The sequence below is a fragment of the Halomonas sp. MMH1-48 genome (assembly GCF_022348105.1).
Lineage (GTDB): Bacteria > Pseudomonadota > Gammaproteobacteria > Pseudomonadales > Halomonadaceae > Vreelandella > Vreelandella piezotolerans.
The window spans coordinates 67,693-92,548 of the sequence record NZ_JAKRFL010000004.1; the positions used below are offsets into that span (position 1 = coordinate 67,693).

A 24,856-nucleotide genomic window follows, 5' to 3' on the forward strand; every position below is an offset into this window, starting at 1 on the left:
GATCAGTAGCCCGCCAAACGCGGCAGGAACGTGACCAAGGACGGTACGAAGGTAATCAGCAGCAGGATCAAGAACTGAACGGCGAGCATGGGCATGATGCGACGGATAATGGGCCCCATGCCTACGCCCGACACGGAGTCCGCCACGAAGAGGCAGAGCCCCATGGGCGGTGTGATCAGTCCCATCATCAGGTTGAAGATCACCACGATGCCGAAGTGCAAGGGATCGATGCCCAGCGCCATGGCAATCGGATGAAGAATGGGAACGAGCACCAAAATAGCGGCAATCCCTTCCAAAAATAGCCCGACCACCAGCAGCAGAAGAATGACGGCAATGAGGAACGTCCATTGGGTATCGATGCTCATCAAGGCCCATTCCGTCAGCATGTTGGGTACGCGCTCGAAGGTTAACACCCAGTTGGCGGCGGCAACGGCGCCCATGATGACCATGATCACCGCGCTGTCGCGCATAGCGCGGGCAAAAATGGCGGGTAGGTCGATCAGTTTGATGTTGCGGTAGAGCACCACGCCGAGAATCAGCGCGTACACCACGGCAAACGCAGCGGCCTCGGTGGGGGTGACCATGCCCGCGAGAATGGCGCCCACCACGAATACCGGCATGAGTGCGGGGAGCAGACCATGCAGTAACGCATGACGCCGTGACTGTTGCTTTACCGTCGCCGTGCTCAGGTCGCCTGCAAAGAAGTACACGTAAATCGACAGCCCAAGGGCGAGTAGGACACCAGGGACGATGCCGGCCAAAAAGAGCCCTGGCACGGAGACGCCCGAGACCGTCAATGCATAGATGATGACCGGAATGCTCGGCGGAATGATGGGACCAATCACGGACGACGCCGCGGTGAGGGCGGCGGCAAAGTCACGCGGGTAGCCCTCTTTTTCCATCGAGGGAATGAACACCCGGCCAAGCGCGGACGTATCCGCAATCGCAGAGCCGGACAGTCCGGCAAAAATCACCGATGCCCAGATATTGACGTGGGCAAGCCCCGCCTTGAGGCGGCCCACGATGGCGCTGGCGAGGTTGATGATGCGGTGGGTGATACCGGCTTCGTTCATCAGCTCGCCCGCTAGAATGAAGAGCGGAATGGCCAGCAGCGGAAACGACTCCATGCCACCAAAGAACTGCTGCGAGACGATGCGAATGTGGTAGGGCAAATCGCCGGCGCCCATCAGGACCGTGAGCGAACCGAGGATGGCAAAGGCAAACGGCACGCCCAGTAACACGAGGGCGATGAGCAGTATGAAAATCATGAGGACGCCTCCTCATGAATGGGCTGACTCAAGCGCAGCGCACCCATGACGAGTGCTGAAAGACTTAGTAACCCACCGCCCAGCAGCATGGACGCTTGGAACAGCCACATGGGCATGCCGGTACTCGACGACGTGCGCCCGCCTCGCGCCGAGATGAACTCGACCGCCGACACCATCAAGCCGATTCCCACGGCGAGTACCACGACGTCGACCGCCGCCGCCTGCCAACGCACCCAGTGGGCGGGCAGTAAACGGCGAATGAGATCGAAGCCGATGTGTTTGTCTTGTAAATAGGCCCAGGACATACCGAACATCAGGCCGTAAATCATCAGGTAAATAGCGGTGTCTTCTCCCCAGCTAATGGAGCCGCCGTAGGTGTAGCGGGCAAAGGCATTACCTGCGACCAGCAGGAAGATCAGCATCATGGCAAGCCCCGCCAGGCTGCCATTGAAAAGTATGAGGCCGCGATGTATTCGGCGGAGAAGAGCAGGCATAAGGGCACCTTCGATCGATGGTCAGGCACGCAAGGAGGCGAGTAGGCGCGGCGGCCTACTCGCAAGCACTTACATTGAACGGCGGTTAGAAGCGTGAGGAGGCGTCATCCACGGCGGCAGCGAGACGGTCGATCCACTCGGCTTCATCGCCCAGCTCGTTGCGCAGGTAGGCCTGAACCGGTGGCTGTGCGGCTTCGCGGAAGGCGTCCATCTGCTCGGCGGTGGGCTGAGTGATCTCCATGCCTTCTGCCTGCAGCTTGGTGATGCCCTCGGCGGAATTGAACTGCTGGATGGCGCGACCGGTGGTGCCTGCCACCACTGCCGCGCGCTTCACGGCGGCTTGCTCTTCTTCGGAGAGCGACTGGAAGATCTCATCGTTGATCAGGATGTGATCGACACCGTACACATGGCGATCGAGGGTCAGGTAGTCCTGGAACTCGTAGAAATTGTTGCCGTAGATCACCGAGATGGGGTTCTCTTGGCCATCGACCACGCCGGTCGCCAGCGCCGTCGGTACTTCACCCCAGGCAATTCCCTGCGGCACTCCGCCGAGTGCGCTGACCATTTCCAAGTAGAGAGGGATGGTTTGTACTCGGAACTTCAGCCCCTGCATGTCCTCGGGGGTATGAATGGGGCGCACGGAGTTGGTGAAATGACGGAAGCCGGTTTCGCCATAGGCCAGGGTGCGCAGGCCGGTTTGCTCTAGGCAGTGTTCGGCGAGTGCCGTACCGAATTCACCGTCCATGACTTCCCAGGCAACGGGCGCTGACGGGAAGGTGTACGGAATGTCCGTGACGGCGACGGCCGGGCAGAAGTTCGCATAGGCGCCGGACACCATCGCAATGCTAATGGTGCCATCCTGCGCGCCTTCGATGAGTTCGGTTTCCCCACCTAACGCACCCGCCGGATAGAGCTCGACCGTGAGGTCGGTTTCGGCTTCGACGAGGTTTTTGAAGACCTGACCGGCGGCCCCTTTTTTGGAGGTCGTCCAGTCGTCGGGGTCCACATGGGCAAAGCGCAGGGTTTGTGCCGAGGCATGCGCCGCCGTCAGCAGTGCTGCCGACGCAATCGCCACTGTCAGCGTGCGTTTCATGGATGTCGTTGGTAGTGAGAGCATGGGGCGTAGAGACATTATTGTTGTCCTCTTATCGAGCCATTGTCATGGGGTTTGAAAAGCCATGAAGGTGATGCACATGGCCATTTCACCGTGTCCAAAACAACAATGTACGAAATGGTACGTTCAGTCAATATATGGCATACTAGACCAAAGACGATCATGATAATAAAGGCCCTCTCGATGACCGCCACATCCAACGCTTCTTCGTCCTCTTCTCCGCGGCGCGGCCGTAAAAACGATCCCGAGTCTGTCCAGGCCGATATCCTGGCCGTCGCCACGCGCGAATTCTCGGAAAAAGGCTTGTCAGGGGCGCGCATAGACGAAATCGCCGAAAAGACGCGTGCCTCCAAGCGCATGATTTACTACTACTTCAAAGACAAAGAGACGCTCTACTTGCATACGCTGGAAGCGGCGTATCAAAAAGTGCGTTTACAAGAAACGGAGCTGCAGCTAAACCATTTGGCTCCGGTAGAGGCGCTGAGCCGATTGGTGCGGTTTACGTTCTGCCATCACGCCAACAATCCCGACTTCATTCGCCTGGTGATGATCGAGAACATCCATCATGGCCGCTATCTGGCGCAATCGAAACTGATCCAATCGCTGAACGCAGGCGTGATCGATGCGCTTACCAACGTCTACAGCCGCGGTGTCGAGGCGGGCTGTTTTCGTGAAGGGCTCGACCCCCGCGAGCTGCACTGGCTGATTAGCGCACTCTCATTTTTCAACGTCTCCAACCAGCACACGTTTTCGCGCATTTTCGACTGGCAACAAATGACGCCGGAGAATCAGCGCAAATTGGAAGACCATGTCACGGACATGGTGATGCGATACGTGTTGCCGGATGACACCACGATGGCAATCCCCTAGCAACGTCATCGTGAGCAGCGTAGCGCCTATTGTTAAATTTTGGTTGCTTGATAGGTAGCGGTCTCTTTAGCCTATAGTTCGAAGAGCGAACATAAGTACAAATGCGTGCGCTCAGGACCCTTGCCTCTTGGCACGCAGTTGCCAAGGCGTTGCTAACGGAGACGTCGTTGCCATGCCCGCCATCTTTACCCAACACCCCTTCATGAGCCAGCCTGCCTTGGACGCCTGTGATGAGCAGGCCATGGTGAAGGCCATGCTGGCTTTCGAGCTCGCCCTGGCGGAAGTGCAGGAAGCCAGCGGAGCCGTACCTGCCGGGGTGAGCCAGCAAATACGCGACCAGTTAGAAAAGGCCACCTTCAGCGTCGATGCCCTGGCAGAGGGCATTGCCAGTGGTGGCAATGTGGCGATTCCCTTCGTGAAGCAGGGGCGCTCACTGCTCCCGAACGAGCTGAAACGCTACTGGCACCAAGGAGCGACCAGCCAGGATGTCGTCGATTCGGCGCTGATGCTGCTACTGACACCGCGCTTGGCCGCGCTGAACGACCTACTGCTGCGCTGCCGTGCGGCGGCGCTGGCGTTGATGAGCGCGCATGGGGATACCGTGATGGTGGGGCGTACGCTGATGCAGCAGGCGCTGCCGATCACCTTCGGAGTAAAGGTGGCCCACTGGGCGATTGGCCTAGAGCAGAGTCGACGCCGCTTGATGGACGTGGCGCTGCCCGTACAGTTCGGCGGCGCAGTGGGCGTGCACTCGGGCTGGGGGCATTTGGGGCTCGACTGGATGGACGCGCTGGCCGAGCGGCTAGGGTTGGCGTCGCCGGTGCTCCCCTGGCATACCGACCGCTACCCGATCCATGCCCTCGGTACGGCATTGGATGCCGTCGCGGGAGCCGCTGAAAAAATCGCCCTGGATGTGTCGCTACTGACGCAAACCGAAGTGGGCGAAGTGGCGGAGCCCTCCGCGCCCGGCATGGGCGAGTCCTCGTCGATGCCGCATAAGCGTAACCCGGTACGTAGCGCACTGATCAAGGGAGCCGCGCGGCTCGTGCATGGCCATACCAGCGTCGTGATGAGCGCTGCGGCGCAACCTCTCGAGCGTGGACTGGGCGAATGGCATGCCGAGTGGGCGCCGTTGATCGAAAGCGCTCTACTGGTAGAAGGCGCCTTGGAGCAGGTCGCCGTGCTGCTGGAGGGGCTCGACGTGAACGCTGAGAACATGGCGCGCAATTTGACGGCCACGGGCGGGGGCATCATGGCCGAACCGGTCGCCCGATTGTTGGCACCCGCCCTAGGTACTGAGAAGGCCAAAGCCGTTAGTGCCGACGCGGCGGAGACCGCGCGTCGAGAAGCCCGCGCCTATGCAGACGTGCTCTCGAGCCATCCTGACGTGAAAGACGTCATCGACGCCGATGCGCTGCGAGATGCCTGCGACCCAGCTTTATACCTTGGTAGCAGCAAGGAGCAGGTGAAGCGTGCCCGTGCCTGGCTGATGTCGGATTAAGCGTTTGTTTATCAAGATTTTTTTGATTCAAGCGGTTTGTCTGTACCGTTCGCCCGCTGTCTGGGAAACGCCACCGCCATTTGACCCGATAGGTGTTCGGAAGTAACTTGTTCGTATTGAGAATCTGTGTTCGTCTGACGAACAAATACCAACAAGTATGGCAACGACCAGCTAAGAGGCACCCATCATGGCCGAGTTTCTCAGCTTGCATGACGCGGTAGCGCGCCTCGTCGAAGACGGCGCTACCGTGGCCATGGAAGGCTTTACCCACCTGATTCCTTTTGCGGCAGGTCACGAAGTGATCCGTCAGAAAAAGCGTGACCTGACGCTGATTCGCATGACCCCTGATATCATTTACGACCAAATGATCGGCGCGGGCTGTGCCAAAAAAGTCATCTTCTCCTGGGGCGGTAACCCTGGTGTCGGCTCGCTGCACCGCCTGCGTGATGCCGTCGAGAAAGGCTGGCCGTGCAAGATCGAGATTCTGGAGCATAGTCACGCGGCGATGGCCTGCGCCTTCGAAGCGGGGGCGGCCGGGTTGCCGCTGGCGGTGTTCCGCGGCTACATCGGCAGCGAGCTGCCCAGCGTCAACGACCAGATCAAGTTCATCGACTGCCCGTTCACCGGCGAGCGGTTGGCAGCGGTTCCTGCGGTGCGGCCGGATGTGTCGATCATTCACGCCCAGCGGGCGGATCGCCAGGGCAACGTGTTGGTCGAGGGTATCGTCGGGGTACAAAAAGAAGCGGTACTGGCCGCCAAGCACAGCATCGTCACGGTGGAAGAGATTGTCGATGACCTGGGGGCGACTCCCAACGCCTGCGTGATTCCCAGCTGGGCCATTAGCGCCATCGCCGTCGCCGAAAAAGGGGCGCTGCCTTCTTATACCCACGGCTACTACGGCCGCAGCAATCGCTTCTACAAAGAGTGGGATGCCATCGCACGCGACCGCGACACCTTTACCCAGTGGCTCGACGACAACGTCTTTAATGCAGGAGGCCAAGCCTGATGAGTCTGGAATACACCTCTTCTGAAATGATGTCGGTCACCGCGGCGCGGGCGCTCGAAAACGGCATGACCTGCTTCGTCGGCATCGGCCTGCCTTCTGAAGCCGCGAATTTGGCGCGTCTCACCCATGCGCCGGACGTGGTGCTGATTTACGAATCCGGCACGCTGCAAACCAAGCCCGATACCCTGCCGCTCTCGATAGGCGATGGCGAGCTGTGCGAGTCGGCGCTGACCACCGTGGCGGTGCCGGAGATGTTCCGCTACTGGCTGCAGGGCGGCAAAGTGAGCGTGGGCTTTTTGGGCACCGCGCAAATCGACCGCTTTGCCAACCTGAATACCACGCTGATCGGCGACTACAAAGCGCCCAAGGTTCGCCTGCCGGGCGGTGGCGGCGCGCCGGAAATCGCCACCAACGCTGGCGAGGTGTTCATCACGCTGAAGCACTCCAAGCGCGCCTTTGTAAAAGACGTCGATTTCGTGACCACGCTAGGCTTTGGCCGCGACGGCAAAGGCCGCGACAACGTACCCAACATCGGCAAAGGCCCGACTCGGGTGATCACCGACCTGTGCGTGATGAAGCCTGACCCCGACACCAAGGAGCTGGTGGTCGTCTCGCTGCATCCTGGCGTTAGCCGCGAAGACGTCATCGATGCGACCGGCTGGGACATCCGTTTTGCCGAGCAGCTCGACAGCACTCCCGAGCCCAGTGCCCACGAGCTGACCATTTTGCGCGAGCTAAAAGCCCGCACCGAGCAAGCCCACGCGGGCGCATGAGGAGTTTGCCATGAGTGACGTTTATCTATGTCATCCCCGCCGCACCGCGATTGGCCGCTTTGGCGGCACGTTGGCGAGCGTGCGTCCGGATGATTTCGCCGCCACGATTTTTAAAGCGGTATTAGCGGAAGCGCCGAGTCTCGACCCCGCCGCCATCGAAGAAGTGTTCATGGGCTGTGCCAACCAGGCCGGAGAAGATAACCGCAACGTGGCGCGGATGTCGTCGCTGCTGGCGGGCATTCCCACCTCGGTGCCCGGCACCACGATGAACCGCCTGTGCGGTTCGGGCATGGATGCGGTGGGCACGGCGTTTCGCGCGGTCAAAGCCGGTGAGATGGCGCTGGCGCTGGCAGGCGGCGTGGAATCCATGTCTCGCGCGCCCTACGTGATGGGCAAGGCCGACAGCGCCTTTTCCCGCGGCCAGAAAATCGAAGACACCACCATCGGCTGGCGCTTGGTCAACCCGCTGATGAAGAAAACCTTTGGCATTGACTCTATGCCGGAAACGGCAGAAAACGTCGCCGAACAGTTCAATATCTCTAGGGAAGACCAGGATGCGTTTGCGCTGCGCTCCCAGCAGAAAGCCGCGGCGGCCCAAAAAGCTGGGCGTTTTGCCCAAGAGATTACCGCCATCGAGATTCCCCGCCGCAAGCAGGAGCCGCTGATCTTCGATCAGGACGAGCACCTGCGGGAAACCACGTTGGAAAAACTAGCGGCGCTGCCGACGCCGTTCCGTGATGGTGGCAGCGTCACCGCTGGCAACGCCTCCGGTGTGAACGACGGCGCGGCAGCCATGCTGGTCGCCAGCGAGGCGGCGGTCAAGCAGCACGGTCTCAAGCCGATGGCGAAAATCATCGGCATGGCCACGGCGGGCGTCGAGCCGCGCATCATGGGCTACGGCCCGGTACCAGCGGTGCAGAAACTGCTCGAACGCACCGGTATCTCGATGGATGAGATCGATGTATTCGAGTTCAACGAAGCGTTCGCCGCCCAGGCGCTGGCCTGTATGCGCGACTTGGGCCTTGAAGACGACGACCCCCGTGTGAACCCCAACGGCGGCGCGATTGCGCTTGGCCACCCGCTGGGTATGTCCGGTGCGCGCTTGTTGATGACCGCGGCTCATGAGCTGCACAACAGCGGCAAGCGCTACGCGCTGTGCACCATGTGTGTAGGTGTTGGGCAGGGAATTGCTACCCTGATCGAACGCGTTTAACGGAGACCGTCATGGCGTTTCATACCATCAATGGCCGCAGCGTGGCTTACCGCCTGCTCGGCGCAGAAGGCAATCCGTTGGTCGTACTGGCGCACCCGTTGGGCATGAGCCAAGCGGTGTGGGATGACGTGATTCCCGCACTGCTGCCCCGCTATCGGGTGCTGACCTGGGATCTCCCCGGCCACGGTGCCAGCCAGGCGGTGAGTGGGGAGCACATTACCCCTGCTGATCTCGCGGCGGAGGCATTGGCGCTGGTAGACCTGGCGGGCGCGCAGCGCTTTCACTTTGCCGGTACCTCCATTGGAGGGGTAGTGGGCCAGCAGCTGATTGCCGAGCATGGCGACCGCCTGCTCTCCGCAGCGCTGACCAACACCGGCGCCGTGATTGGCAACCCGGATCTCTGGAACACGCGCGCCGGCCGCGTGCGCCAGGAAGGCCTAGCGGCGATGTCTGAAGAGATCGTGCCGCGCTGGTTTGCTCCAGCGGCGTTCGAGGCAAGCCCCGCGCTGAAAGCGGGCTGGTGTACTCAGATGGGCCGTGGCGACGATGAATCCTACGCCCAGCTGTGCGAAATGCTGGGTCGCGATACCTTTACTGGCAAGCTCTCAGGCAAGAGTACGAAAGTGCAGCTGTTTGGCGGCAGTGAAGACATGGCCACGCCCCCCGCGACGCTGGACGCCCTGGCGACAGAGCTCGATGGCGCACCGCTAGAGATTTTTGACGGCGTTGGCCATGTGCCTTCGGTGGAAGCCCCGGCGCTGTTTGCGGAGAAACTGCGCGCCGTACTAATGAGGGATTTAGGCGACGTAGCCAACCACGGCGTGGCTTATGCGACCGGCTTGGAGACGCGCAAGCAGGTATTGGGCGAGGAGCACGTCGCGCGCTCCACCGCCAACGCCAACAGCCTGGATGCGCCCTTCCAGCAGATGATTACCCGCTTGGCCTGGGGCGAGCTGTGGAGCAACGACGATCTCACCCGCCGTGAGCGCAGCATGATCACCACCGGCATTCTCGCCGCCCTGGGTCGCGAAGAGCTCACGCTGCACCTGAAAACCGCCAAGCGGATTGGACTGACCGACGCCGAGCTGCGCCAAGTGCTGATGCATGTGGCGATTTACGGCGGCGTTCCGGCGGCCAACCACGCCTTTGCCCTCGCCAAAGAGCTGGGGTGGGGCGAGTAGCGAATCAACATCATGGATAAGAGGTAAGGGCGATGACCCACGACAACAAACGCTTTGTGGCACGCGACCGCAACTGGCATCCGCCCGCCTATGCGCCAGGCTACAAAACCTCCGTACCGCGCTCGCCGCAGCAGGCGCTGGTGAGTATGCAGCAACCCACTGCTTCCGAACTGACCGGCCCGGACTTTAGCCACCTGCGCATGGGACCCCACGATAACGACCTGCTGCTGAACTTCCGCCAGGATCCAGACCGGGGCGGACTTCCCCAGGGCGAGCGCATCATCATGTTTGGCCGCGTGGTCGACCAGTTTGGCAAGCCAGTACCGCACACCCTGGTAGAAATGTGGCAGGCCAACGCCGGTGGGCGCTACCGCCACAAAAACGATAAGTACCTGGCACCGCTGGACCCTAATTTCGGCGGTGTAGGGCGCTGTTTGACCGACGAGCAGGGCTTTTATCGTTTTCGCACCATCAAGCCCGGCCCCTACCCGTGGCCCAACGATATGAATAGCTGGCGGCCTGCGCATATTCACGTCTCGGTCACCGGGCCTGCGATCTCGACGCGGCTGATCACCCAGATGTACTTCGAGGGCGACCCGCTGATTCCTCTGTGCCCCATCGTGCACACACTCAGGGATCCCGACGCGGTGGACACCATGATCGGCCGACTCGACATGGCCCATAGCAAACCGATGGACTGTCTGGCCTATCGCTTTGACATCGTGGTGCGCGGTGAGCTGCAGACCTATTTCGAAAACCAGTAAGGCTAGGGGAACCTCATGAAACAGCCCGCTATTCAGCCCAATACCCAGCCGGCCCGCGATCTGATGCTGCGGGAAACCGCCTCGCAAACGGCCGGCCCCTACGTGCATATCGGCCTTGCCCTCGCCGCGGCGGGTAACCCCGTGCGCGACGAGGAAATCTGGAACGAGATGGCCAAGCCCGACGCCGAGGGCGAGCATATCGAGGTCGTCGGCACCGTGATCGACGGCAACGGCGACCTGGTACGCGATGCCTTTCTGGAAGCATGGCAAGCCGACGCCAATGGTGATTACCAGGCCGATTATGACCTGAGCAAACCGTTCAACAGCTTTGGCCGCACCGCCACCACCTTCGATCACGGCAGCGAGTGGTCGCTGACCACCATCAAGCCCGGCGCGGTGAAGCACCCCAGCGGGCAGTTGATGGCGCCACACATCAACCTGACGCTCTTTGCCCGTGGAGTGAACATCCACCTGCAAACGCGGCTCTACTTCGACGATGAGGCTGAAGCGAACGCTCAGTGCCCGGTGCTTTCGCGCATCGAGTCGCCAACGCTCCGCCAAACGCTGATCGCCCAGCGCGAAGAGGTGGGTGGCAAGGTGCGCTACCGGCTGGATATCCGACTACAGGGTGAAGGCGAGACGGTGTTTTTTGATTTTTGATTTTAAGCAGGCGGGTATGAACACAATGATATGGGCAGCCAATTGGCTGCCCATACGCTATGGTTGAAACGACGATTAATTCAAATCTAAGCCGGGCAGCTTTGCTGTAAATCCATCGCAGCTTCGTAGATTTCATTGGCAGAACCGCCAATGTCATCCAAGTAATCATCAATGGTTTGCTGCAGCACAGGGCCCCATTCAGGATCTTCCAGCGCGTCTTCGATGACCACAAACGCATGCCCCGCTTCAACAGCTTCTTCACGGCCTTGGCGTATCATCTCGTCGTAAACCTCCGCCGCGCGAAGCGACCACTCCAAGCCGCTGTGGTCATCAATCACCTGCTGTAAATCGGCTGGCAGGCTGTCGTAGCTGCGCTGACTCATGGTGGCGAACAGCGAAAGGTCATACAGGGGGACTTCGGTGTGGTACTGCGCCAGTTCATTCAGCCGGAAGGTCTTCATGCCTTCCCAGTTGAAACTGAGACCGTCGACGACACCACGCTGCATGGAGGTAAACACATCCGGCGCTGGCATACCCACCGCCTGGGCACCAAGGCGCTCGAACATATCACCCACCACTGGCGTGGGGCGGCGTAGGCGAAGCCCCTCAAGATCCGCCGGTGTTTCAATCAGCTGGTTTTTGGTATGCAGGTAACCGGGGCCGGTGGTAAACAGGAACAGCGGGCGTGTATCGGCGTACTCCTGCTCAAAATGCCCCTGATCGTAAAGCGACTGGAGAATGCAGGCCCCTTGGCGCGCGCTTGCTGACACCCCCGGCAGCTCGACGACTTGTGTGAGCGGAAAGCGGCCGGCGGTATAGCCCTGGGCGGAAGCGCCTATATCGGCGATGCCCATCACCGCGCTTTCGTAGGTTTGAGCCGATTTTGCCAGCGTCTGGCTGGGGAACACTTCTACCTGCAACTCCCCGTCTGACGCCTCTTCTACGCTTTCTGCCCAGGCTTGAAACAGTTCACGGTCTATCATGGAGCCGCCCGGCCAGACGTGAGCTACCCGCAGTGTGGTGCTGGCTTCCACGACGGGGGCTACGAATGAAGCGGCGAACACGCCAAGTAGCGTCGCCTTGGCTAGGTGAGTGGGTATTTTTTTCATTGTCGTTATCCTGATGGCTAGTCAACGGGGCACGTTTTTATGATTGTTTTTGCAACTTTCCTGAAACGGTGTTGAGACGGTTTAAAGATCCAACACAAGGGTTTTGCTCTTGGCTCTGGAGCAGCAAGGTGTGAACTGATCGTTGGCCGCGTGCTCATCGTCATCCAGGTATAAATCCCGGTGGTCGGGTTCGCCTTCGAGTACACGGGTGAGGCAGGTGCCGCAGACTCCCTGCTCGCAGGAGACCATGATGTCGATGCCATTTTCCGCCAGCACTTGGTAGACGGTTTTGTCGGCAGGCACGGTCAAGGACGCGCCGCTGCTGGCAATGCGCACTTCGAAACTACCGTCATCAGCAGATGTTGTCTCAGCGCCTGCAAAGTACTCGGTATGCAATTGGTCGGCTGGCCAGCCGCACTGTTTGCCAGTGGACAAGACGGCGTTAATAAAGCCACTAGGGCCGCAGACGTAGACCTGTGCGTCAGCTTCTGGCTCACTAAGTAGCTTTTCCAGATCAAGAGGCGGGGAGGCGGTGTCGTCGTCCAGGTAGAAGTAGGCTCTATCGGCGAAACCCGATGTGTTGATACGCTTGCGAAAGGCCATGCGCTCGGCGGAGCGGGCGCAGTAATGCAGCTCGAAATCCGCCTCGGTGCGTGCCAATCGCTCCGCCATACACAGCAGCGGGGTGATGCCAATCCCGCCCGCCAGTAGGTAAGTGCGCTTTGCGGGTTTGAGCGGGAAGTGGTTTTTGGGCGCGCTGATGAGTAGCAGGCTGCCCACTTTAATCTCGTCGTGCATGGCGATGGAGCCTCCTCGGGAGGCCTCATCACGCAACACGCCGATCAAATAGCGATCCCGCTCTTCAGAGTGGTTGCACAGCGAGTATTGTCGGATGACCCCCTCTTTCACCTGAACATCAATGTGGGCGCCGGCGCTAAAGGGGGGCAGCGGACGACCATGCGGGTCGGCCAACTCAAAGGTGGCAATGCCCAGCGCCTCTTCATGGCGAGCTTTTACCTCGACAATAAGCGATAGAGAGGGGTGGCTCATGCCGTTGCCTCCTGGGGTTGCTCGGCCTGCTCCTCTTTTAAGATGCGATCAATAATGCGGCGCGCTTGTACGCCCCCGCCGTCAATATTGAGTTTCAGCAGTTGGCGGTCGGGGTATTTGAGCAGGTTGCGCTGCTGTGCCTCGAGCATCTCAAGATCTTCTTCGAAGATCTTGCCCTGGCCCTCGCGGATCTTGTCGGTGAGCGCCTGATCTTCCGGCTTGAAGTTGCGGGCCATGCCCCAGAAGTACCAGATAGAGGTATCGCTCTCCGGAGTGATAAAGTCGACCACGATGCTGGATGCTTTTACATCTGCCGGTGCTTTAGCGCCGCCATTGCCCGCGTGGGCCACACCGACATCAATGTGCACATGGCTAGGAGGGGTAAAGCGGCAAATTTGCCAGCGGTCGACGGGAACGTCATCAGCAAGTCCGTTACCTCTGAGGGCGGCCTGCCAGAAAGGCGGCGCGGGTATATTCTCCATCTCGCGGCTGGTGACCACCTCATCGCCGTTAACCGTCGTTTCCGGTGCCGCTTCTTCTATCTCGGGTTGACCAATGCTGGAGGCGTGCACATAAGTCTCGTGGGTAAGATCCATGAGATTGTCGATCATCAGGCGATATTCACACTGAATATGGTAGAGGCCGCCGCCATAGGCCCAGTCCGGGTTGTTGGCCCAGTGCAGCTCGGGAATCAGGTCGGCGTCCGCTTTCTCGGGGTCGCCGGGCCAGATCCAAATAAAGCCGTGGCGCTCTTCGACGGGGTAGGCGCGATTGCTTGGAAAGCCGCGAACCCGCTGGCCGGGCATGCTGTCGCATTTACCGCTGCAGTTCATTTCAAGGCCGTGGTAGCCGCACACCAGCTTGCCATCACGTACAAAGCCCAAAGAGAGTGGAGCGCCACGGTGGGGGCAGAAGTCTTCGACGGCGGCCAAACGGTTTTCGTCACCGCGAAAGAAAACTAGTTGCTTGTTGCAAATAGTTCGCCCGAGCGGTTTCTCTGTAAGCTCATCGGGGGTGCAGGCAACGTACCAGGTATTCAAAGGAAAGGGGGCTTGTTGAGTCACGGTAAACTCCTTTTTGGTTTAGTCTTGTCATTATGATTATTGGATCCAAAGTAAAGGCTAGGAAGGTTTTTGTCGTCAACCTATACTTTCGTAGAGCCCGTCTATAGAGCGTAAAACAGTGTTGATATGAGAGAAAAAATAAATGAGTAGCAACGATAGAAGTGTCGTCAGTCGGCTGCGTAAATTGATCAGTGAGGGGGCATATGCTCCAGGGGAGCGCCTTGGTGAAGTCGCGGTTGCGGAGCAGCTGGGTGTTTCGAGAACGCCGGTAAGGCTGGCTTTTCGAACTTTGGAACAGGAGGGGTTGCTGCAGCAGGCGGGCAAGCGTGGGTTTATGGTGCGCGAGTTTACCCAAGCAGATGTGCACTGTGCGGTTGAGGTGCGTGGGGTGCTGGAGGGGCTGGCTGCTCGGCGCCTGGCTGAGCAAGGGCTGCCGCCTAGCGTCCATAAGGAATTGAATTTTTGGATCCAAAAAGGAAAAAAGCTAATTGCCAAAGGGTACCTTGTAGAGTCCGATATCAATCAATGGAGTGAGCTTAATGCTCACTTCCACAGCATTATCATTCATTCCATCGGTAGCGGTGTCGTGGCAGATGCCATTGCACGAAATAATCATCTACCCTTTGCCGCCGCTGACTCCATCATCATTGATCGCGATGACTTAGAGCGAGAGTTTAAAAAGCTACAGTTAGCGCAACTCCATCATGAGCTTATATTTCAATCGCTTAGCCAAGGAGAGGGAGCGAGAGCAGAAATGCTGATGCGTGAACATGCGCTGATTGGGCTGCGTTACCCTGAGCTGCTGGCGGGTACTAGATAAAAAGGTGGATTCTTTAGTTGTAATATGTAATTAAACAAAAGTATTAATTTATATAAAATATTTAAAATCAATGGTTTATATTTTTATTTGGATGGTTTTCTCAATTTTAATTGACATGATTATGTTTTTTGGCAACTTTGGTACGTAGTGCGGATCAGCGTTCGCATTAAGAACAATTACAACTAACCACTACGACCAAAGCAGAGACAAACAATGAAAATTAATCACTTTGTTGCATGCGCCCTTCTCGCTCCCTGTGCGCTTGCTGCCCAAGCTCATGCGTTTGATGTGGTAGAGGCTGGACAGCCTGTTGTGACCGGTGAACCAAGCCGTGTCGGCCCGCCCTGGAATCATCGATCAACGATGAATATTCCAGGCACCCAAACCGATATCGCCTTTGGCGGGTACGTCAAGCTCGATGCGTTTTACGACTTCGACTATGACCTGGGCACATCAACGGATCCTTACGCTGTTATGAATCCGGGTAATCGAACCGGTGGTCGAACCAGCTTTACAGCCTATGAGTCTCGCCTGAATTTCCGTACCCACACCGCCACTGACTATGGGCGTTTAACCACTTACTTCGAAGGGCATTTTGTGCCCGATGGTAAGTTCGGGCTGCGCCATGCGTATGGCGAGCTGAATGGTTTTCTCGCCGGGCAAACATGGTCAAATTTCATGAGCTTCGTGGGCGGCACACGCACCCTGGCACTAGGGGATCCTAAGGGCTACGCCTTTGAGCGGCAGGCTCAGCTGCGCTATACGCAGCCTGTCGGGGAGGGGAGTTTCTCTGTTGCCTTGGAAAACCCTACCACGGTCATTGCCCGCAACGATGCTTCAGTAGCTGATGGGGAGAGCCAGCTTCCTGATTTGACGCTGCGCTATGAATATAAGCGTTTATTCGCGATCTCCGGGATAGCGCGCCAGCTTTCGACCAATAACATCACCAATACCATTGATGACGACGCCACCGGGTACGGCGTGCAGGCGCAGTTCAATTTGCCCTTTACTGCCTCCACCAGCTTGCGCGGCAGTGCCACCTATGGTGAGGGTATCGGTAACTATATGGGCAATCCCGGCAACATAGGGCACCGCAACGCACCTGATGTCTATGTGCAGGGTAACAATCTTGAAACGATTGAAACCCAGGCATTTGGTCTCTCGCTTAATCACTACTGGACGGATCGCTGGTTCAGCTCTGTAGGAGTTTCACGGCTTGAGCAAGACTTACCTGCCGCTTATGGCAATCATTTTGAAACCCTTGACTATGGGTTTGCCAATGTGATCTGGGACGTTACCGAGCGTATGTCAATCGGTCTTGAATACCAGTATGCGGATATCGAGCAGGTCAATGGTGTCTCCAACGATGCGAGTCGCCTTCAAGCGAGTGCCACCTTCCAGTTCTAGCGCTCTGAGCATTACCGTGAGGAAATGCCGTGCTGCTGTTTCGATCACGCCTTAGGCTGGCGCTCTGCCAGCCTTTTTTGGGCCACATATGCACTAGCCTGTTTTATCCCGCGGCGCAAAAGGGCGTATTTTACGCTCTCAACGTGTGGCTTATACGGTTGAGTGTTCCAGCAGGATGGCCATGCCTTGACCTCCGCCAATGCAAACTGCCGCTATGCCGTAGCGCAAGCCATCACGTTTGAGCTGTTGGGCTAGTGTCATCGCTAAGCGTAAACCCGTAGCGGCCAATGGGTGGCCAATGGCGATAGCACCGCCCTGTACGTTGAGCTTAGTCAGGTCGATATCCAGCTCGCGGGCGACAGCGAGCACTTGGGCGCCCTGAGCTTCATTGATCTCGATTCGGTCAATATCGTTGAGCGTGAGGCCGTTATGCTCCAGCAGCAACCGAATGGCGGGGGCGGGCCCAATGCCCATGATCTCGGGGGCTACGCCAACCACGGCCGTGGCGCATAGGCGCGCTAGAGATGATCTGGCTGCGTGGGGGCCTGCCATGACCAGCGCCGCTGCAGCGCCGTCGACAACGGCGGCGCTGTTGCCTGCCGTTTGGAGACCCCCAGCATATACCGGCGATAATTGACTCAACACCTGTCGAGGCGAAGGCCGAATATGGGTGTCCTGGTTGACGCTGGTGATGTTGTGCGGTAGACGAATGCGCCTATCGCTATAGCCGGGGAGGGAGAAGGTTTCGTTTTCAACCGCAATGATCTCCGCAGAAAGGGCACCTTGCGCTTGGGCCTCGACCGCTAGTGAGAAGCTGCGCTCAGCGTAGGCGTCTACCTGCTCGCGGGTGATGGCGTAGCGCTGCGCCAATGTTTCGGCAGTCTGAATCATCGACAGATTGGGTGCCGGGTCCATTAGCGCTTCCCATAGGAAGTCTTTGAAGGCTACCGATGCGCCCAGCCCAAATCCGTCGCGATGGGTGTAGGCTGCAATCGGATTGCGGGTCATGGATTCCGTGCCGACGCACAGCACACAATCGGCTTGTCCGAGCGCAATCTGTTCTGCGGCTTGTTTCAACAGTTCAAAGCCGGTACCGCAGACGCGCTGAGCGTGCAGTGCAGGCACTTCCTGAGGGACGCCCGCATACAGTCCAATATGACGAGGGAGTAAGTAGGCGTCGAAACTCGCTTGGGCCACGGATCCAGCGATTACCGAATCGACGTCTGCCGGTGCAAAACCGCTCACGCTGAGCACTTCCTTGGCAACCTTGATGCCCAGGTCAGTGGGCGATACCGCCCCCATCACACCTTGCAAGTCGGTGAACGGCGTGCGTACAGCGGCAACTAAATGGGTATCCTCGAATGCCGTATAGTGTCCGCGAGTCATCGTTATTCTCCCCAAATTACGTAGCGAGCGGCAACAGACCGCCCATGCGCTCCAGTCGTTGTGGCTGTCGTTCTGATGTTGAAAGGCCTGGTGATAAAAAGTCCTGCTATTAAGAGGCTGAGTGATTCGGGGATAGGATAATGCGCGGATCCTGGGGGGGCTCTGCGTATAGGCTGGCCACGAGATCCGAGTAGCGCTCGCGCACAAGCCGTTGGTTTACCGAGCCTTTGTCGGTCAGCTCCCCACGGTCAATGGAGAGCGGTTGATTGAGTATTAGCAGGCGCTCCAGCCGCATGGAACTTGACTGGCCGCGGCAGTGAGTGATCAGGCGCTGTGCGAACCACTCATGCAGGCCGGCGTCTGAGGCCAGAGTATCAAGAGGTGTGCCCACTTTGCCCAGCTGCTGCTCACAGGCGGTAAGGTTCAGCACGACGATACCCGTCAGGTAGTCGCGCCCTTCGCCGACCACCACGACGTCCTGTATCAGCGGTGCGAAGTGTTCCACAAGGTGCAGTCGCAGGGTGCCCACATTGACCCAGGTGCCGGTCACCAGTTTGAAATTCTCGCTTAGACGACCGTCAAAGATGAGTCCCCGTTCAGGGTGATTGGGATCAACGAGACGCATGGCATCTCCGGTACAGTAGTAACCTTCGTGGTCAAACGCTTCGCTAGTTCGCTGTTTGTCGCGCCAGTAACCTGGTGTGATGTTGAGGCCCTTGAGGCGCGCCTCCCACTTATCGTCCGTCGCCACCAGTTTCAGCGCCATGCCTGGCACAGGCTTACCGATCAAGCCCGGTGTGTCGCTAGGCTCTTCGGTGCAAAAAGCCAGGCATGCTTCGGTAGAGCCCAGTCCTGTCAGCATGGGAACGGCGGCTCCGAGCGTCTGTTTACCGAGCGTTGCCAGAGCGGTGCGCACATGGGCGGGAAGCACGGCGCCCCCGAAATGCAGCATTTTCAGGTCGCGGAAAAAGGCCTCGCGCAGGAAATCATCGTTGCGCAAATGCTCCACCAGCGCTTCGAATCCCTTGGGAACATTGCAGTAAAATGTGGGCGATATCTCGCGCAGGTTCTCGATGGTTCGCTGCACCCCCTGAGCGGTGGGGTTGCCATCATCAATGTATAAAGCCCCACCGTTATGGATCGCCATCCCCAAAATCGTATTGCCGCCGAAGGTGTGGTGCCAGGGCAGCCAGTCGACTAACACCGGGGTGTGCTGCTCTAGAAAGCTCAGCTGTTTCGCTAGCATGGCTTGATTGCTACACAGCATACGGTGAGTATTGATCACCGCTTTGGGCATACCCGTCGACCCTGAGGTAAACAGTAGTTTGGCGATCGTGTCAGGCGTCACGTTTGCGTGGGCATCATCCACCTCGTCAGTGGCTAGCGTCGCGGTGAGTGAGCCAAGGGCCAGGGCTCGTTGGGCAGGTATCTTGGCTACACAGGTAACGTCATCATTGCAAACGGCCGTCAATGCCCGGCTGAAGCGCGCCTCCTCATCGACAAATAGCATTCCTGGGGTCACCAGCTCCACCGTGTGTCGCAGCTTAACGAAATCTTCTGATAGCAGCGCGTAAGAGGGTGACACCGGCACGTAGGGAATACCCACATGCATGGCGGCACAGGCAAGCAGAGCATGCTCGATGCTATTTCCCGACAGCACCATCAGTGGGCGCTCCGTCGACAGGCCATGATCAATCAGTGCTTGTGCCAGACGGATCACCTGTGGCATTGCTTCACCAAAGGTGAGCGTTCGCCACTTGTGCTGGCCCTTTTCTCGTTCGCCCAAAAAAATATTCAGGGGTGTTTTGTTGGACCAGTGGGCAAGGCGCTGGGTCATGCCGTGTGGGTAAGCGGGAGCGTCGCCACCATTTAGGCGATGCTCTTTTAACGTGTCGGTCAGCGCAGGGGGGAGGGGCATGAGCGGCTCCATAGCAAACGATCTTGGATTTGTTGTGTACGGTCATCTTGGCGAATATAGTTATAGTTGTTAACTAATTGGTTGGCTAGGATGCGTATTTAAGACCATAGTTGTAATTATTCGAACGAGATAGGAAGTAGCGTATGTCCATATCTAAGAAGAGCACGTCGATCCAGCAAGTCGAGCCCGACGAAAAAGAGCCGACTTCCGTTGCCGGGCTAGTGCTCGAAAATCGTCTTGGTTACGCCCTGAGAAGAGCGCAGCTTACTGTTTTCAAGCATTTTAACGAGGCCATGCAGGAGCATGAGATACGCCCTGCGCAGTTCTCTTCGCTCGTAGTGATCGAGGGGTATCCAGGTATCACCCAGACTAATTTGGCCAAGATGCTGGATATTGATCCACCTAGGGTCGTTAGCCTCATAAATCATCTTGAGGAAAGGGGGCTGGCTTTGCGGGTGAGATGTAAGAGGGACAAGCGCTCTCACGGGATTTTTCTTAGCAAGAAGGGAGAAGCTCTGACCGAGCAGCTAAAAGCGCTGGCTGAGCAGAGTGATATACATGCAACTCAATCACTTAGTGAAATAGAAAGGCGCCAGCTACTGTCTCTTTTAGTGAAAATATACGCTCCGGAAACCAGCGAGGAATAAAACTTTAGGCGCATTTTTGTCGGTAACGCTTGCATGCTCTCTCGAAGACATTTAATTGTATTATGTAACTAGTTTGGAGTGAAGGCCTCGTGGTGCGTAGCGTCAGGTAGGGTTCAACCAGACAGCAAACTCCAAAAACAAGAGACGAAGCGATGAGCAGCTTAGCGACGGTTCCGACAATCGGCACTGCATGGATGCGCCGTAGCCTTGAGATTCCCTGTAGGGTTGCCGCGATAAGCGGCGGATTAATGATCACTGCACTCGCTATCATCACCGTCGTTAGCATTCTTGGTCGGTGGGTAGCCGGTGCGCCAGTATTAAGCGATATCGCTATGCTGGCGTGGGTGGGGCCCATCACCGGCGATTATGAGCTGGTGGAAATGGGCACGGCCATTGCCGTTTTTCTATTTCTACCTTACTGCCATCTTCGCGGTGGGCATGTCACGTTGGATCTACTGGTCATGCATGCGCCGACCATGATCCAACGCTTGCTTGCCGTTGTCGCCGAAACGCTGTTTTTGGTAGTGGCAGGGTTAATGACTTGGCGCCTCTATCACGGCTTGCTCGATAAACGCCGCTATATGGAAACCAGCATGCTGCTGGATATACCGCTCTGGTGGGGGTATGTCGGCGGCCTGGTGGGTTTCGCGCTATTGACGCTGGTATGTCTCTATCGCACCTGCAATGCCTTTACGTATACCCCGCCGCAGAGCGATTCGGCGCAAGAAAATGCCGATCAGGGAGGTATGTGATGACACCTCTCACGTTGGGCGCTAGCGGTTTTGTAGTGCTGCTCTTTATGATGGCGGCGCGTATTCCTATCGGCCTGGCCATGCTGGTCGTGGGCGCCGTAGGCATGATGCTGATCACCGGCCCGATGGGCATTCTAAATGGCTTGAAGTCGCTGCCTTACGAGCACTTTTCCAGCCATACACTCTCCATCATTCCACTATTTCTGCTGATGGGGCAGTTCGCGGCGAGAGCCGGTCTTTCTCGAGCCATGTTTCAGGCAGCCAACGACTGGCTGGGCCATCGTCGCGGTGGGCTAGCGATGTCGACGATTGGCGCCTGCGGTGCATTTGGTGCCATTTGCGGCTCGTCACTGGCGACCGCCGCCACCATGACCCAAGTGGCGCTTCCCGAAATGGAGCGGCAAGGCTACCGCGGTAGCCTGGCGACTGGCGCCTTGGCCGCGGGCGGCACCCTGGGTATTTTGATTCCTCCCTCGGTGGTGCTGGTGATCTACGCCATTTTGGCAGAACAAAACATTAACGAAATGTTTGCCGCTGCCCTCGTGCCGGGTTTGCTAGCGGTATTCAGCTATATGCTGGCCATCTCGCTTTATGTGCGCTTTTTTCCTGACAGTGCACCAAGCAAGGCAAAAACCTCCCGCGGCGAGCGCTGGCGCTCACTACTAGAGGTATGGCCTGGCGCGGCGATCTTTATCGTGGTGATTGGGGGCATCTATACCGGTATCTTTACACCTACCGAAGCCGCCGCCGTCGGTGCGGTCTCCACCGGTGCCCTAGCAATGACGCGAGGTGGGCTGCGCTGGAACGGCCTGCGGGACTGCGTCCTTGAAACCGCGGTGACCTCGGCGATGATCTTTTTCATCGTCCTGGGCGCCAGTATCTTCAATAGCTTCCTTGCATTGACTCAGCTACCCCAAATGACTGCTGGTTGGATCGTAGGGCTCGAAATCAGCCCCTGGGTGGTGCTGGCGGGTATTCTGTTCTGCTATTTGGTGCTCGGCTGCTTTATGGACAGCCTCTCGATGATCCTGCTCACCGTGCCTATCTTTCTGCCCATCGTCACGGGCATGGACTTCGACATGCCCGCCACGGATGTGGCGATATGGTTCGGCATCTTGGCGCTGGTGGTCGTCGAGGTTGGCATGATCACGCCGCCAGTCGGGTTGAACATCTTCATTATTCACTCCATGGCTCCCCGCATTCCTTTAACGGAAACCTTTAAAGGCATCCTGCCTTTTTTAGCGGCCGATCTTATTCGCATTATTTTGCTGGTGCTCTTCCCAGCCATCTCGCTTGGCTTCGTTTATTTAATCAATTGAGCAAGGAGGTTCGACATGTCCCATGACGCGTTTCAACGAATGCCGACGCCTACTTTTATCGCGCGCTTAACGGTTGATGTCGATGCCCCGCTGGAGCTGGGTGAAAACGCTCAAGGCAAGCGTCGCTTCATTGCGATCACCGGTGGTCAGGTGCGTGGTGAGCGGTTGAACGGCGTGGTTCTGCCTGGCGGTGGCGATTGGCAAACCCTGCGCACCGATGGGGTGGCCGAACTGCATGCCCGCTACTTTCTTGAAACCGATAGTGGCGAGCGTATCGAAGTGGATAACACCGGATTTCGGCACGGTGCGGCTGCGGTGATGCAGCGCCTTCAGCGCGGTGAGCCCGTTGCGCCTGATGAGTATTACTTTCACACCACGCCGCGCTTTTATACCTCCAGCCCAGACTACGCCTGGCTAACACGTACGATCTTTATCGGCGCTGCCGAGCGTACCCGTGAGAACGTGTTGATCGATTTATTCGCGGTGAATTAAGCCCTTGTACTCAGCCGCTTAAACAATAACCACAACAAGCACAACGAGGTACTTCTGGTGATCCAACAGACCGCTTCAACACTCAACCGGCGTTTACTCGCATTCGCTATCGCTTTACCACTGGTGTGGAGTGCTGGGCAGGCCAGCGCCCAGGAGGCCGAGTATACGCTTAGGCTGCATCATTTCTTCCCCTCTTCCGCGCCCGTTCACCAGGAGTATTTTATTCCCTGGAAAGAGGCCATCGAGGAGGCGTCCAACGGGCGCTTGGAGGTTGAGCTCTATCCCTCAATGCAACTGGGCGGTACGCCCCCGTCGCTTTATGACCAAGCGAAAGACGGTCAGGTAGATATTATCTGGACGGTGCTGGGGTATAACGCCGGTCGCTTCCCTAGGGCAGAGGTCTTCGACTTGCCGTTTATACCCACCACCGGTGCTGCGACAAGCCAGGCCGCCCATGAGTATGCAATGACGCACATGCAGGATGAGTTAGAGGGCGTCTATCCCATCGCCGTCCATACCCATAGCCCAGGGGCGCTGCACACCAAAGAGACGCGCATCGAATCGCTCGACGACATAGAGGGGCTCAAGATGCGCGGCCCCAGCCGGTTGGTAAACCGCTATCTTGCCAAACTGGGCGCTGAGCCCATTGGTATGCCCGTCGCCCAGGCACTGGAGGCGTTATCACGGGGAGTACTGGATGGAACGGTGATCCCTTTCGAAGCGATTACCGCCATGGGGTTAGCGGATATTACCACCGAACATACGGTCTTCAGCGGTGATCATGCGCTCTATACCACGATGATGATCGTCGCCATGAACCAGCGTAAATACGACGCGCTGCCCGCCGACCTACAAGCGATTATCGACGCTCATTCCGGCATCCAAGAGGCCCGCAAAATTGGTCAGATCATGGATGACGCTGACCAGGTGCAGATTCAGGCCATTCAGGATGGCGAACAGCCCGGCACGATTACCCAGTTAGATAGTGAAGAGACTGCCCGTTGGCAAGCCGTGGGACAGGAAGTGGCTAATGAGTGGATCGCCGATGCCGAAGAGAAAGGGCTCGATGGTGAAGCGCTATACAACGACGCCCGACAGTTAATCGACCAGTTCACCGCTGAGTAGGCGTTTAACCATTAACGTTTGAAGACGTTGTTTGATAAAACCCAAGGAGCAAGAGATGAGTAACTACCAAGATCGCTGGCAAACCGTCAAAGTTAACGTCGAAGAGGGTATTGCCTGGGTGACGTTGAATCGCCCTGAAAAGCGCAACGCCATGAGCCCAACGCTTAACCGTGAAATGATCGATGTGCTGGAGACCATCGAACTGGATCAAGAGGCCCACGTGTTGGTATTGACAGGCGAAGGCGAATCCTTTTCGGCCGGTATGGATCTCAAAGAGTACTTCCGCGAGATTGATGCCAGCCCCGAGATCGTGCAAGTCAAGGTGCGCCGGGATGCCTCTACCTGGCAGTGGAAGCTGCTGCGCCACTACGCCAAGCCCACCATCGCGATGGTCAATGGTTGGTGCTTTGGCGGGGCTTTCTCGCCATTAGTGGCCTGTGACTTGGCGATTGCCGCCGATGAGTCGGTGTTTGGTCTCTCCGAAATCAACTGGGGTATCCCTCCCGGTAACCTGGTGAGTAAAGCCATGGCCGATACTGTGGGCCACCGGGAAGCGCTCTACTACATCATGACCGGGGAAACCTTTACCGGCACCCAGGCAGCCAAGATGGGGCTGGTTAATAGAAGTGTGCCGCTCTCCAAGCTACGCGAAGCCACCCGCGAGTTAGCCGCTACGCTGCGTGATAAGAACCCCGTTGTGGTGCGTGCCGCCAAGACTGGCTTCAAAATGTGCCGCGAACTGACCTGGGAGCAGAACGAAGAGTACCTCTACGCCAAGCTCGATCAGGCACAGCAGCTTGACCCGGAGCAGGGTCGCGCCCAAGGGCTTAAACAGTTCCTCGATGACAAGACCATCAAACCGGGGTTGGAGAGCTACCAGCGGTAAGGGCTTTATAACAATACTCGACCACCCTTTTGAGGAG

General features: G+C 57.8%; 24 protein-coding genes. 16 read left to right on the forward strand and 8 right to left on the reverse strand.

The features are described 5' to 3' along the window. Positions 1–2: 2 nt before the first annotated feature. From MHM37_RS05390 to MHM37_RS05400, 3 genes are all read right to left on the reverse strand, one after another. Positions 3–1,268 carry a TRAP transporter large permease gene (locus MHM37_RS05390; protein WP_139526089.1) on the reverse strand — a complete coding sequence of 422 codons (1,266 nt, stop codon included), beginning with the start codon at positions 1,266–1,268 and terminating at the stop codon, positions 3–5. Further along, positions 1,265–1,762, reverse strand: a complete 498-nt coding sequence (locus tag MHM37_RS05395) for a TRAP transporter small permease (protein WP_153843552.1) — start codon at positions 1,760–1,762, stop codon at positions 1,265–1,267. Before MHM37_RS05395 ends, MHM37_RS05390 begins: the two co-directional genes overlap by 4 nt. 85 nt (positions 1,763–1,847) lie before the next feature. Continuing rightward, complete coding sequence (locus MHM37_RS05400) at positions 1,848–2,894, reverse strand: DctP family TRAP transporter solute-binding subunit (RefSeq protein WP_153843551.1); 1,047 nt, start codon at positions 2,892–2,894, stop codon at positions 1,848–1,850. A 165-nt stretch (positions 2,895–3,059) separates the two neighbouring features. Between MHM37_RS05400 and MHM37_RS05405 the strand changes: the two genes are divergently transcribed. The 8 genes from MHM37_RS05405 to pcaG all read left to right on the forward strand — a co-directional run bounded on the left by MHM37_RS05405 (position 3,060) and on the right by pcaG (position 10,844). Continuing rightward, positions 3,060–3,746 (forward strand): TetR/AcrR family transcriptional regulator, encoded by a 687-nt coding sequence (locus tag MHM37_RS05405; protein WP_196781569.1) that lies wholly within the window; start codon positions 3,060–3,062, stop codon positions 3,744–3,746. A gap of 172 nt (positions 3,747–3,918) precedes the next feature. Then, a complete protein-coding gene (locus MHM37_RS05410) occupies positions 3,919–5,247 on the forward strand; it encodes an adenylosuccinate lyase family protein (RefSeq protein WP_239296329.1) in 1,329 nt (442 codons plus the stop codon). 187 nt (positions 5,248–5,434) lie between these two features. Continuing rightward, positions 5,435–6,253: a CoA-transferase gene (locus MHM37_RS05415; protein WP_153843548.1), complete on the forward strand. Its 819-nt coding sequence runs from the start codon at positions 5,435–5,437 to the stop codon at positions 6,251–6,253. A 5-nt stretch (positions 6,254–6,258) separates the two neighbouring features. Beyond that, positions 6,259–7,026 carry a CoA-transferase subunit beta gene (locus MHM37_RS05420; protein WP_343218245.1) on the forward strand — a complete coding sequence of 256 codons (768 nt, stop codon included), beginning with the start codon at positions 6,259–6,261 and terminating at the stop codon, positions 7,024–7,026. A 10-nt stretch (positions 7,027–7,036) separates the two neighbouring features. Further along, the gene (pcaF, locus tag MHM37_RS05425; RefSeq protein WP_239296327.1) at positions 7,037–8,239 is read left to right on the forward strand and encodes a 3-oxoadipyl-CoA thiolase; all 1,203 of its coding nucleotides are present in this window, start codon (positions 7,037–7,039) and stop codon (positions 8,237–8,239) included. An 11-nt stretch (positions 8,240–8,250) separates the two neighbouring features. Further along, complete coding sequence (locus MHM37_RS05430; RefSeq protein ID WP_239296325.1) at positions 8,251–9,420, forward strand: alpha/beta fold hydrolase; 1,170 nt, start codon at positions 8,251–8,253, stop codon at positions 9,418–9,420. Between the two features lie 32 nt (positions 9,421–9,452). Beyond that, positions 9,453–10,184 carry a protocatechuate 3,4-dioxygenase subunit beta gene (gene pcaH / locus MHM37_RS05435; RefSeq protein ID WP_239296323.1) on the forward strand — a complete coding sequence of 244 codons (732 nt, stop codon included), beginning with the start codon at positions 9,453–9,455 and terminating at the stop codon, positions 10,182–10,184. A gap of 15 nt (positions 10,185–10,199) precedes the next feature. Continuing rightward, positions 10,200–10,844 (forward strand): protocatechuate 3,4-dioxygenase subunit alpha, encoded by a 645-nt coding sequence (gene pcaG, locus MHM37_RS05440; RefSeq protein ID WP_239296321.1) that lies wholly within the window; start codon positions 10,200–10,202, stop codon positions 10,842–10,844. A gap of 86 nt (positions 10,845–10,930) precedes the next feature. Here pcaG and MHM37_RS05445 read toward each other — a convergent pair whose 3' ends face one another. The 3 genes from MHM37_RS05445 to MHM37_RS05455 all read right to left on the reverse strand — a co-directional run bounded on the left by MHM37_RS05445 (position 10,931) and on the right by MHM37_RS05455 (position 14,067). Then, complete coding sequence (locus tag MHM37_RS05445; RefSeq protein ID WP_239296320.1) at positions 10,931–11,953, reverse strand: TRAP transporter substrate-binding protein; 1,023 nt, start codon at positions 11,951–11,953, stop codon at positions 10,931–10,933. A gap of 81 nt (positions 11,954–12,034) precedes the next feature. Further along, positions 12,035–13,003, reverse strand: coding sequence for a PDR/VanB family oxidoreductase (locus tag MHM37_RS05450; RefSeq protein WP_239296319.1), 969 nt, complete (start codon positions 13,001–13,003; stop codon positions 12,035–12,037). Beyond that, positions 13,000–14,067 (reverse strand): aromatic ring-hydroxylating dioxygenase subunit alpha, encoded by a 1,068-nt coding sequence (locus MHM37_RS05455; protein ID WP_239296318.1) that lies wholly within the window; start codon positions 14,065–14,067, stop codon positions 13,000–13,002. Before MHM37_RS05455 ends, MHM37_RS05450 begins: the two co-directional genes overlap by 4 nt. A gap of 142 nt (positions 14,068–14,209) precedes the next feature. On the opposite strand from MHM37_RS05455, the gene MHM37_RS05465 reads away from it, so the two are divergent. Then, the gene (locus MHM37_RS05465; RefSeq protein ID WP_239379727.1) at positions 14,210–14,887 is read left to right on the forward strand and encodes a GntR family transcriptional regulator; all 678 of its coding nucleotides are present in this window, start codon (positions 14,210–14,212) and stop codon (positions 14,885–14,887) included. Positions 14,888–15,100: 213 nt separating this feature from the next. Next, on the forward strand, positions 15,101–16,294 hold the full coding sequence (locus MHM37_RS05470) for a DcaP family trimeric outer membrane transporter (RefSeq protein WP_239296317.1): 1,194 nt from the start codon (positions 15,101–15,103) through the stop codon (positions 16,292–16,294). A gap of 150 nt (positions 16,295–16,444) precedes the next feature. Here the strand turns inward: MHM37_RS05470 and MHM37_RS05475 are convergent, their stop codons facing one another. Next, the gene (locus MHM37_RS05475) at positions 16,445–17,680 is read right to left on the reverse strand and encodes a thiolase family protein (protein WP_239296316.1); all 1,236 of its coding nucleotides are present in this window, start codon (positions 17,678–17,680) and stop codon (positions 16,445–16,447) included. Positions 17,681–17,789: 109 nt separating this feature from the next. After that, complete coding sequence (locus MHM37_RS05480) at positions 17,790–19,598, reverse strand: feruloyl-CoA synthase (RefSeq protein ID WP_239296315.1); 1,809 nt, start codon at positions 19,596–19,598, stop codon at positions 17,790–17,792. A gap of 143 nt (positions 19,599–19,741) precedes the next feature. On the opposite strand from MHM37_RS05480, the gene MHM37_RS05485 reads away from it, so the two are divergent. The 6 genes from MHM37_RS05485 to MHM37_RS05510 all read left to right on the forward strand — a co-directional run bounded on the left by MHM37_RS05485 (position 19,742) and on the right by MHM37_RS05510 (position 24,819). After that, positions 19,742–20,245, forward strand: coding sequence for a MarR family winged helix-turn-helix transcriptional regulator (locus MHM37_RS05485; protein ID WP_139526072.1), 504 nt, complete (start codon positions 19,742–19,744; stop codon positions 20,243–20,245). A gap of 248 nt (positions 20,246–20,493) precedes the next feature. Continuing rightward, on the forward strand, positions 20,494–20,997 hold the full coding sequence (locus tag MHM37_RS05490; protein WP_239296314.1) for a TRAP transporter small permease: 504 nt from the start codon (positions 20,494–20,496) through the stop codon (positions 20,995–20,997). Next, positions 20,997–22,316: a TRAP transporter large permease gene (locus tag MHM37_RS05495; RefSeq protein ID WP_239296313.1), complete on the forward strand. Its 1,320-nt coding sequence runs from the start codon at positions 20,997–20,999 to the stop codon at positions 22,314–22,316. Before MHM37_RS05490 ends, MHM37_RS05495 begins: the two co-directional genes overlap by 1 nt. A 15-nt stretch (positions 22,317–22,331) precedes the next feature. Next, complete coding sequence (locus MHM37_RS05500) at positions 22,332–22,808, forward strand: DUF3237 domain-containing protein (RefSeq protein WP_239296311.1); 477 nt, start codon at positions 22,332–22,334, stop codon at positions 22,806–22,808. 57 nt (positions 22,809–22,865) lie between these two features. Continuing rightward, positions 22,866–23,933 carry a TRAP transporter substrate-binding protein gene (locus tag MHM37_RS05505; RefSeq protein ID WP_239296309.1) on the forward strand — a complete coding sequence of 356 codons (1,068 nt, stop codon included), beginning with the start codon at positions 22,866–22,868 and terminating at the stop codon, positions 23,931–23,933. A gap of 55 nt (positions 23,934–23,988) precedes the next feature. After that, a complete protein-coding gene (locus tag MHM37_RS05510) occupies positions 23,989–24,819 on the forward strand; it encodes a p-hydroxycinnamoyl CoA hydratase/lyase (protein ID WP_239296308.1) in 831 nt (276 codons plus the stop codon). Positions 24,820–24,856 lie beyond the last annotated feature (37 nt).

Coding starts and splice junctions, on each gene's coding strand:
- MHM37_RS05390 (WP_139526089.1), bottom strand. CDS start 1,268: ATGATTTTCATACTGCTCATCGCCCTCGTGTTACTGGGCGTGCCGTTT.
- MHM37_RS05395 (WP_153843552.1), bottom strand. CDS start 1,762: ATGCCTGCTCTTCTCCGCCGAATACATCGCGGCCTCATACTTTTCAAT.
- MHM37_RS05400 (WP_153843551.1), bottom strand. CDS start 2,894: ATGTCTCTACGCCCCATGCTCTCACTACCAACGACATCCATGAAACGC.
- MHM37_RS05405 (WP_196781569.1), top strand. CDS start 3,060: ATGACCGCCACATCCAACGCTTCTTCGTCCTCTTCTCCGCGGCGCGGC.
- MHM37_RS05410 (WP_239296329.1), top strand. CDS start 3,919: ATGCCCGCCATCTTTACCCAACACCCCTTCATGAGCCAGCCTGCCTTG.
- MHM37_RS05415 (WP_153843548.1), top strand. CDS start 5,435: ATGGCCGAGTTTCTCAGCTTGCATGACGCGGTAGCGCGCCTCGTCGAA.
- pcaF (WP_239296327.1), top strand. CDS start 7,037: ATGAGTGACGTTTATCTATGTCATCCCCGCCGCACCGCGATTGGCCGC.
- MHM37_RS05430 (WP_239296325.1), top strand. CDS start 8,251: ATGGCGTTTCATACCATCAATGGCCGCAGCGTGGCTTACCGCCTGCTC.
- pcaH (WP_239296323.1), top strand. CDS start 9,453: ATGACCCACGACAACAAACGCTTTGTGGCACGCGACCGCAACTGGCAT.
- pcaG (WP_239296321.1), top strand. CDS start 10,200: ATGAAACAGCCCGCTATTCAGCCCAATACCCAGCCGGCCCGCGATCTG.
- MHM37_RS05445 (WP_239296320.1), bottom strand. CDS start 11,953: ATGAAAAAAATACCCACTCACCTAGCCAAGGCGACGCTACTTGGCGTG.
- MHM37_RS05450 (WP_239296319.1), bottom strand. CDS start 13,003: ATGAGCCACCCCTCTCTATCGCTTATTGTCGAGGTAAAAGCTCGCCAT.
- MHM37_RS05465 (WP_239379727.1), top strand. CDS start 14,210: ATGAGTAGCAACGATAGAAGTGTCGTCAGTCGGCTGCGTAAATTGATC.
- MHM37_RS05470 (WP_239296317.1), top strand. CDS start 15,101: ATGAAAATTAATCACTTTGTTGCATGCGCCCTTCTCGCTCCCTGTGCG.
- MHM37_RS05475 (WP_239296316.1), bottom strand. CDS start 17,680: ATGACTCGCGGACACTATACGGCATTCGAGGATACCCATTTAGTTGCC.
- MHM37_RS05480 (WP_239296315.1), bottom strand. CDS start 19,598: ATGCCCCTCCCCCCTGCGCTGACCGACACGTTAAAAGAGCATCGCCTA.
- MHM37_RS05485 (WP_139526072.1), top strand. CDS start 19,742: ATGTCCATATCTAAGAAGAGCACGTCGATCCAGCAAGTCGAGCCCGAC.
- MHM37_RS05490 (WP_239296314.1), top strand. CDS start 20,494: ATGATCACTGCACTCGCTATCATCACCGTCGTTAGCATTCTTGGTCGG.
- MHM37_RS05495 (WP_239296313.1), top strand. CDS start 20,997: ATGACACCTCTCACGTTGGGCGCTAGCGGTTTTGTAGTGCTGCTCTTT.
- MHM37_RS05500 (WP_239296311.1), top strand. CDS start 22,332: ATGTCCCATGACGCGTTTCAACGAATGCCGACGCCTACTTTTATCGCG.
- MHM37_RS05510 (WP_239296308.1), top strand. CDS start 23,989: ATGAGTAACTACCAAGATCGCTGGCAAACCGTCAAAGTTAACGTCGAA.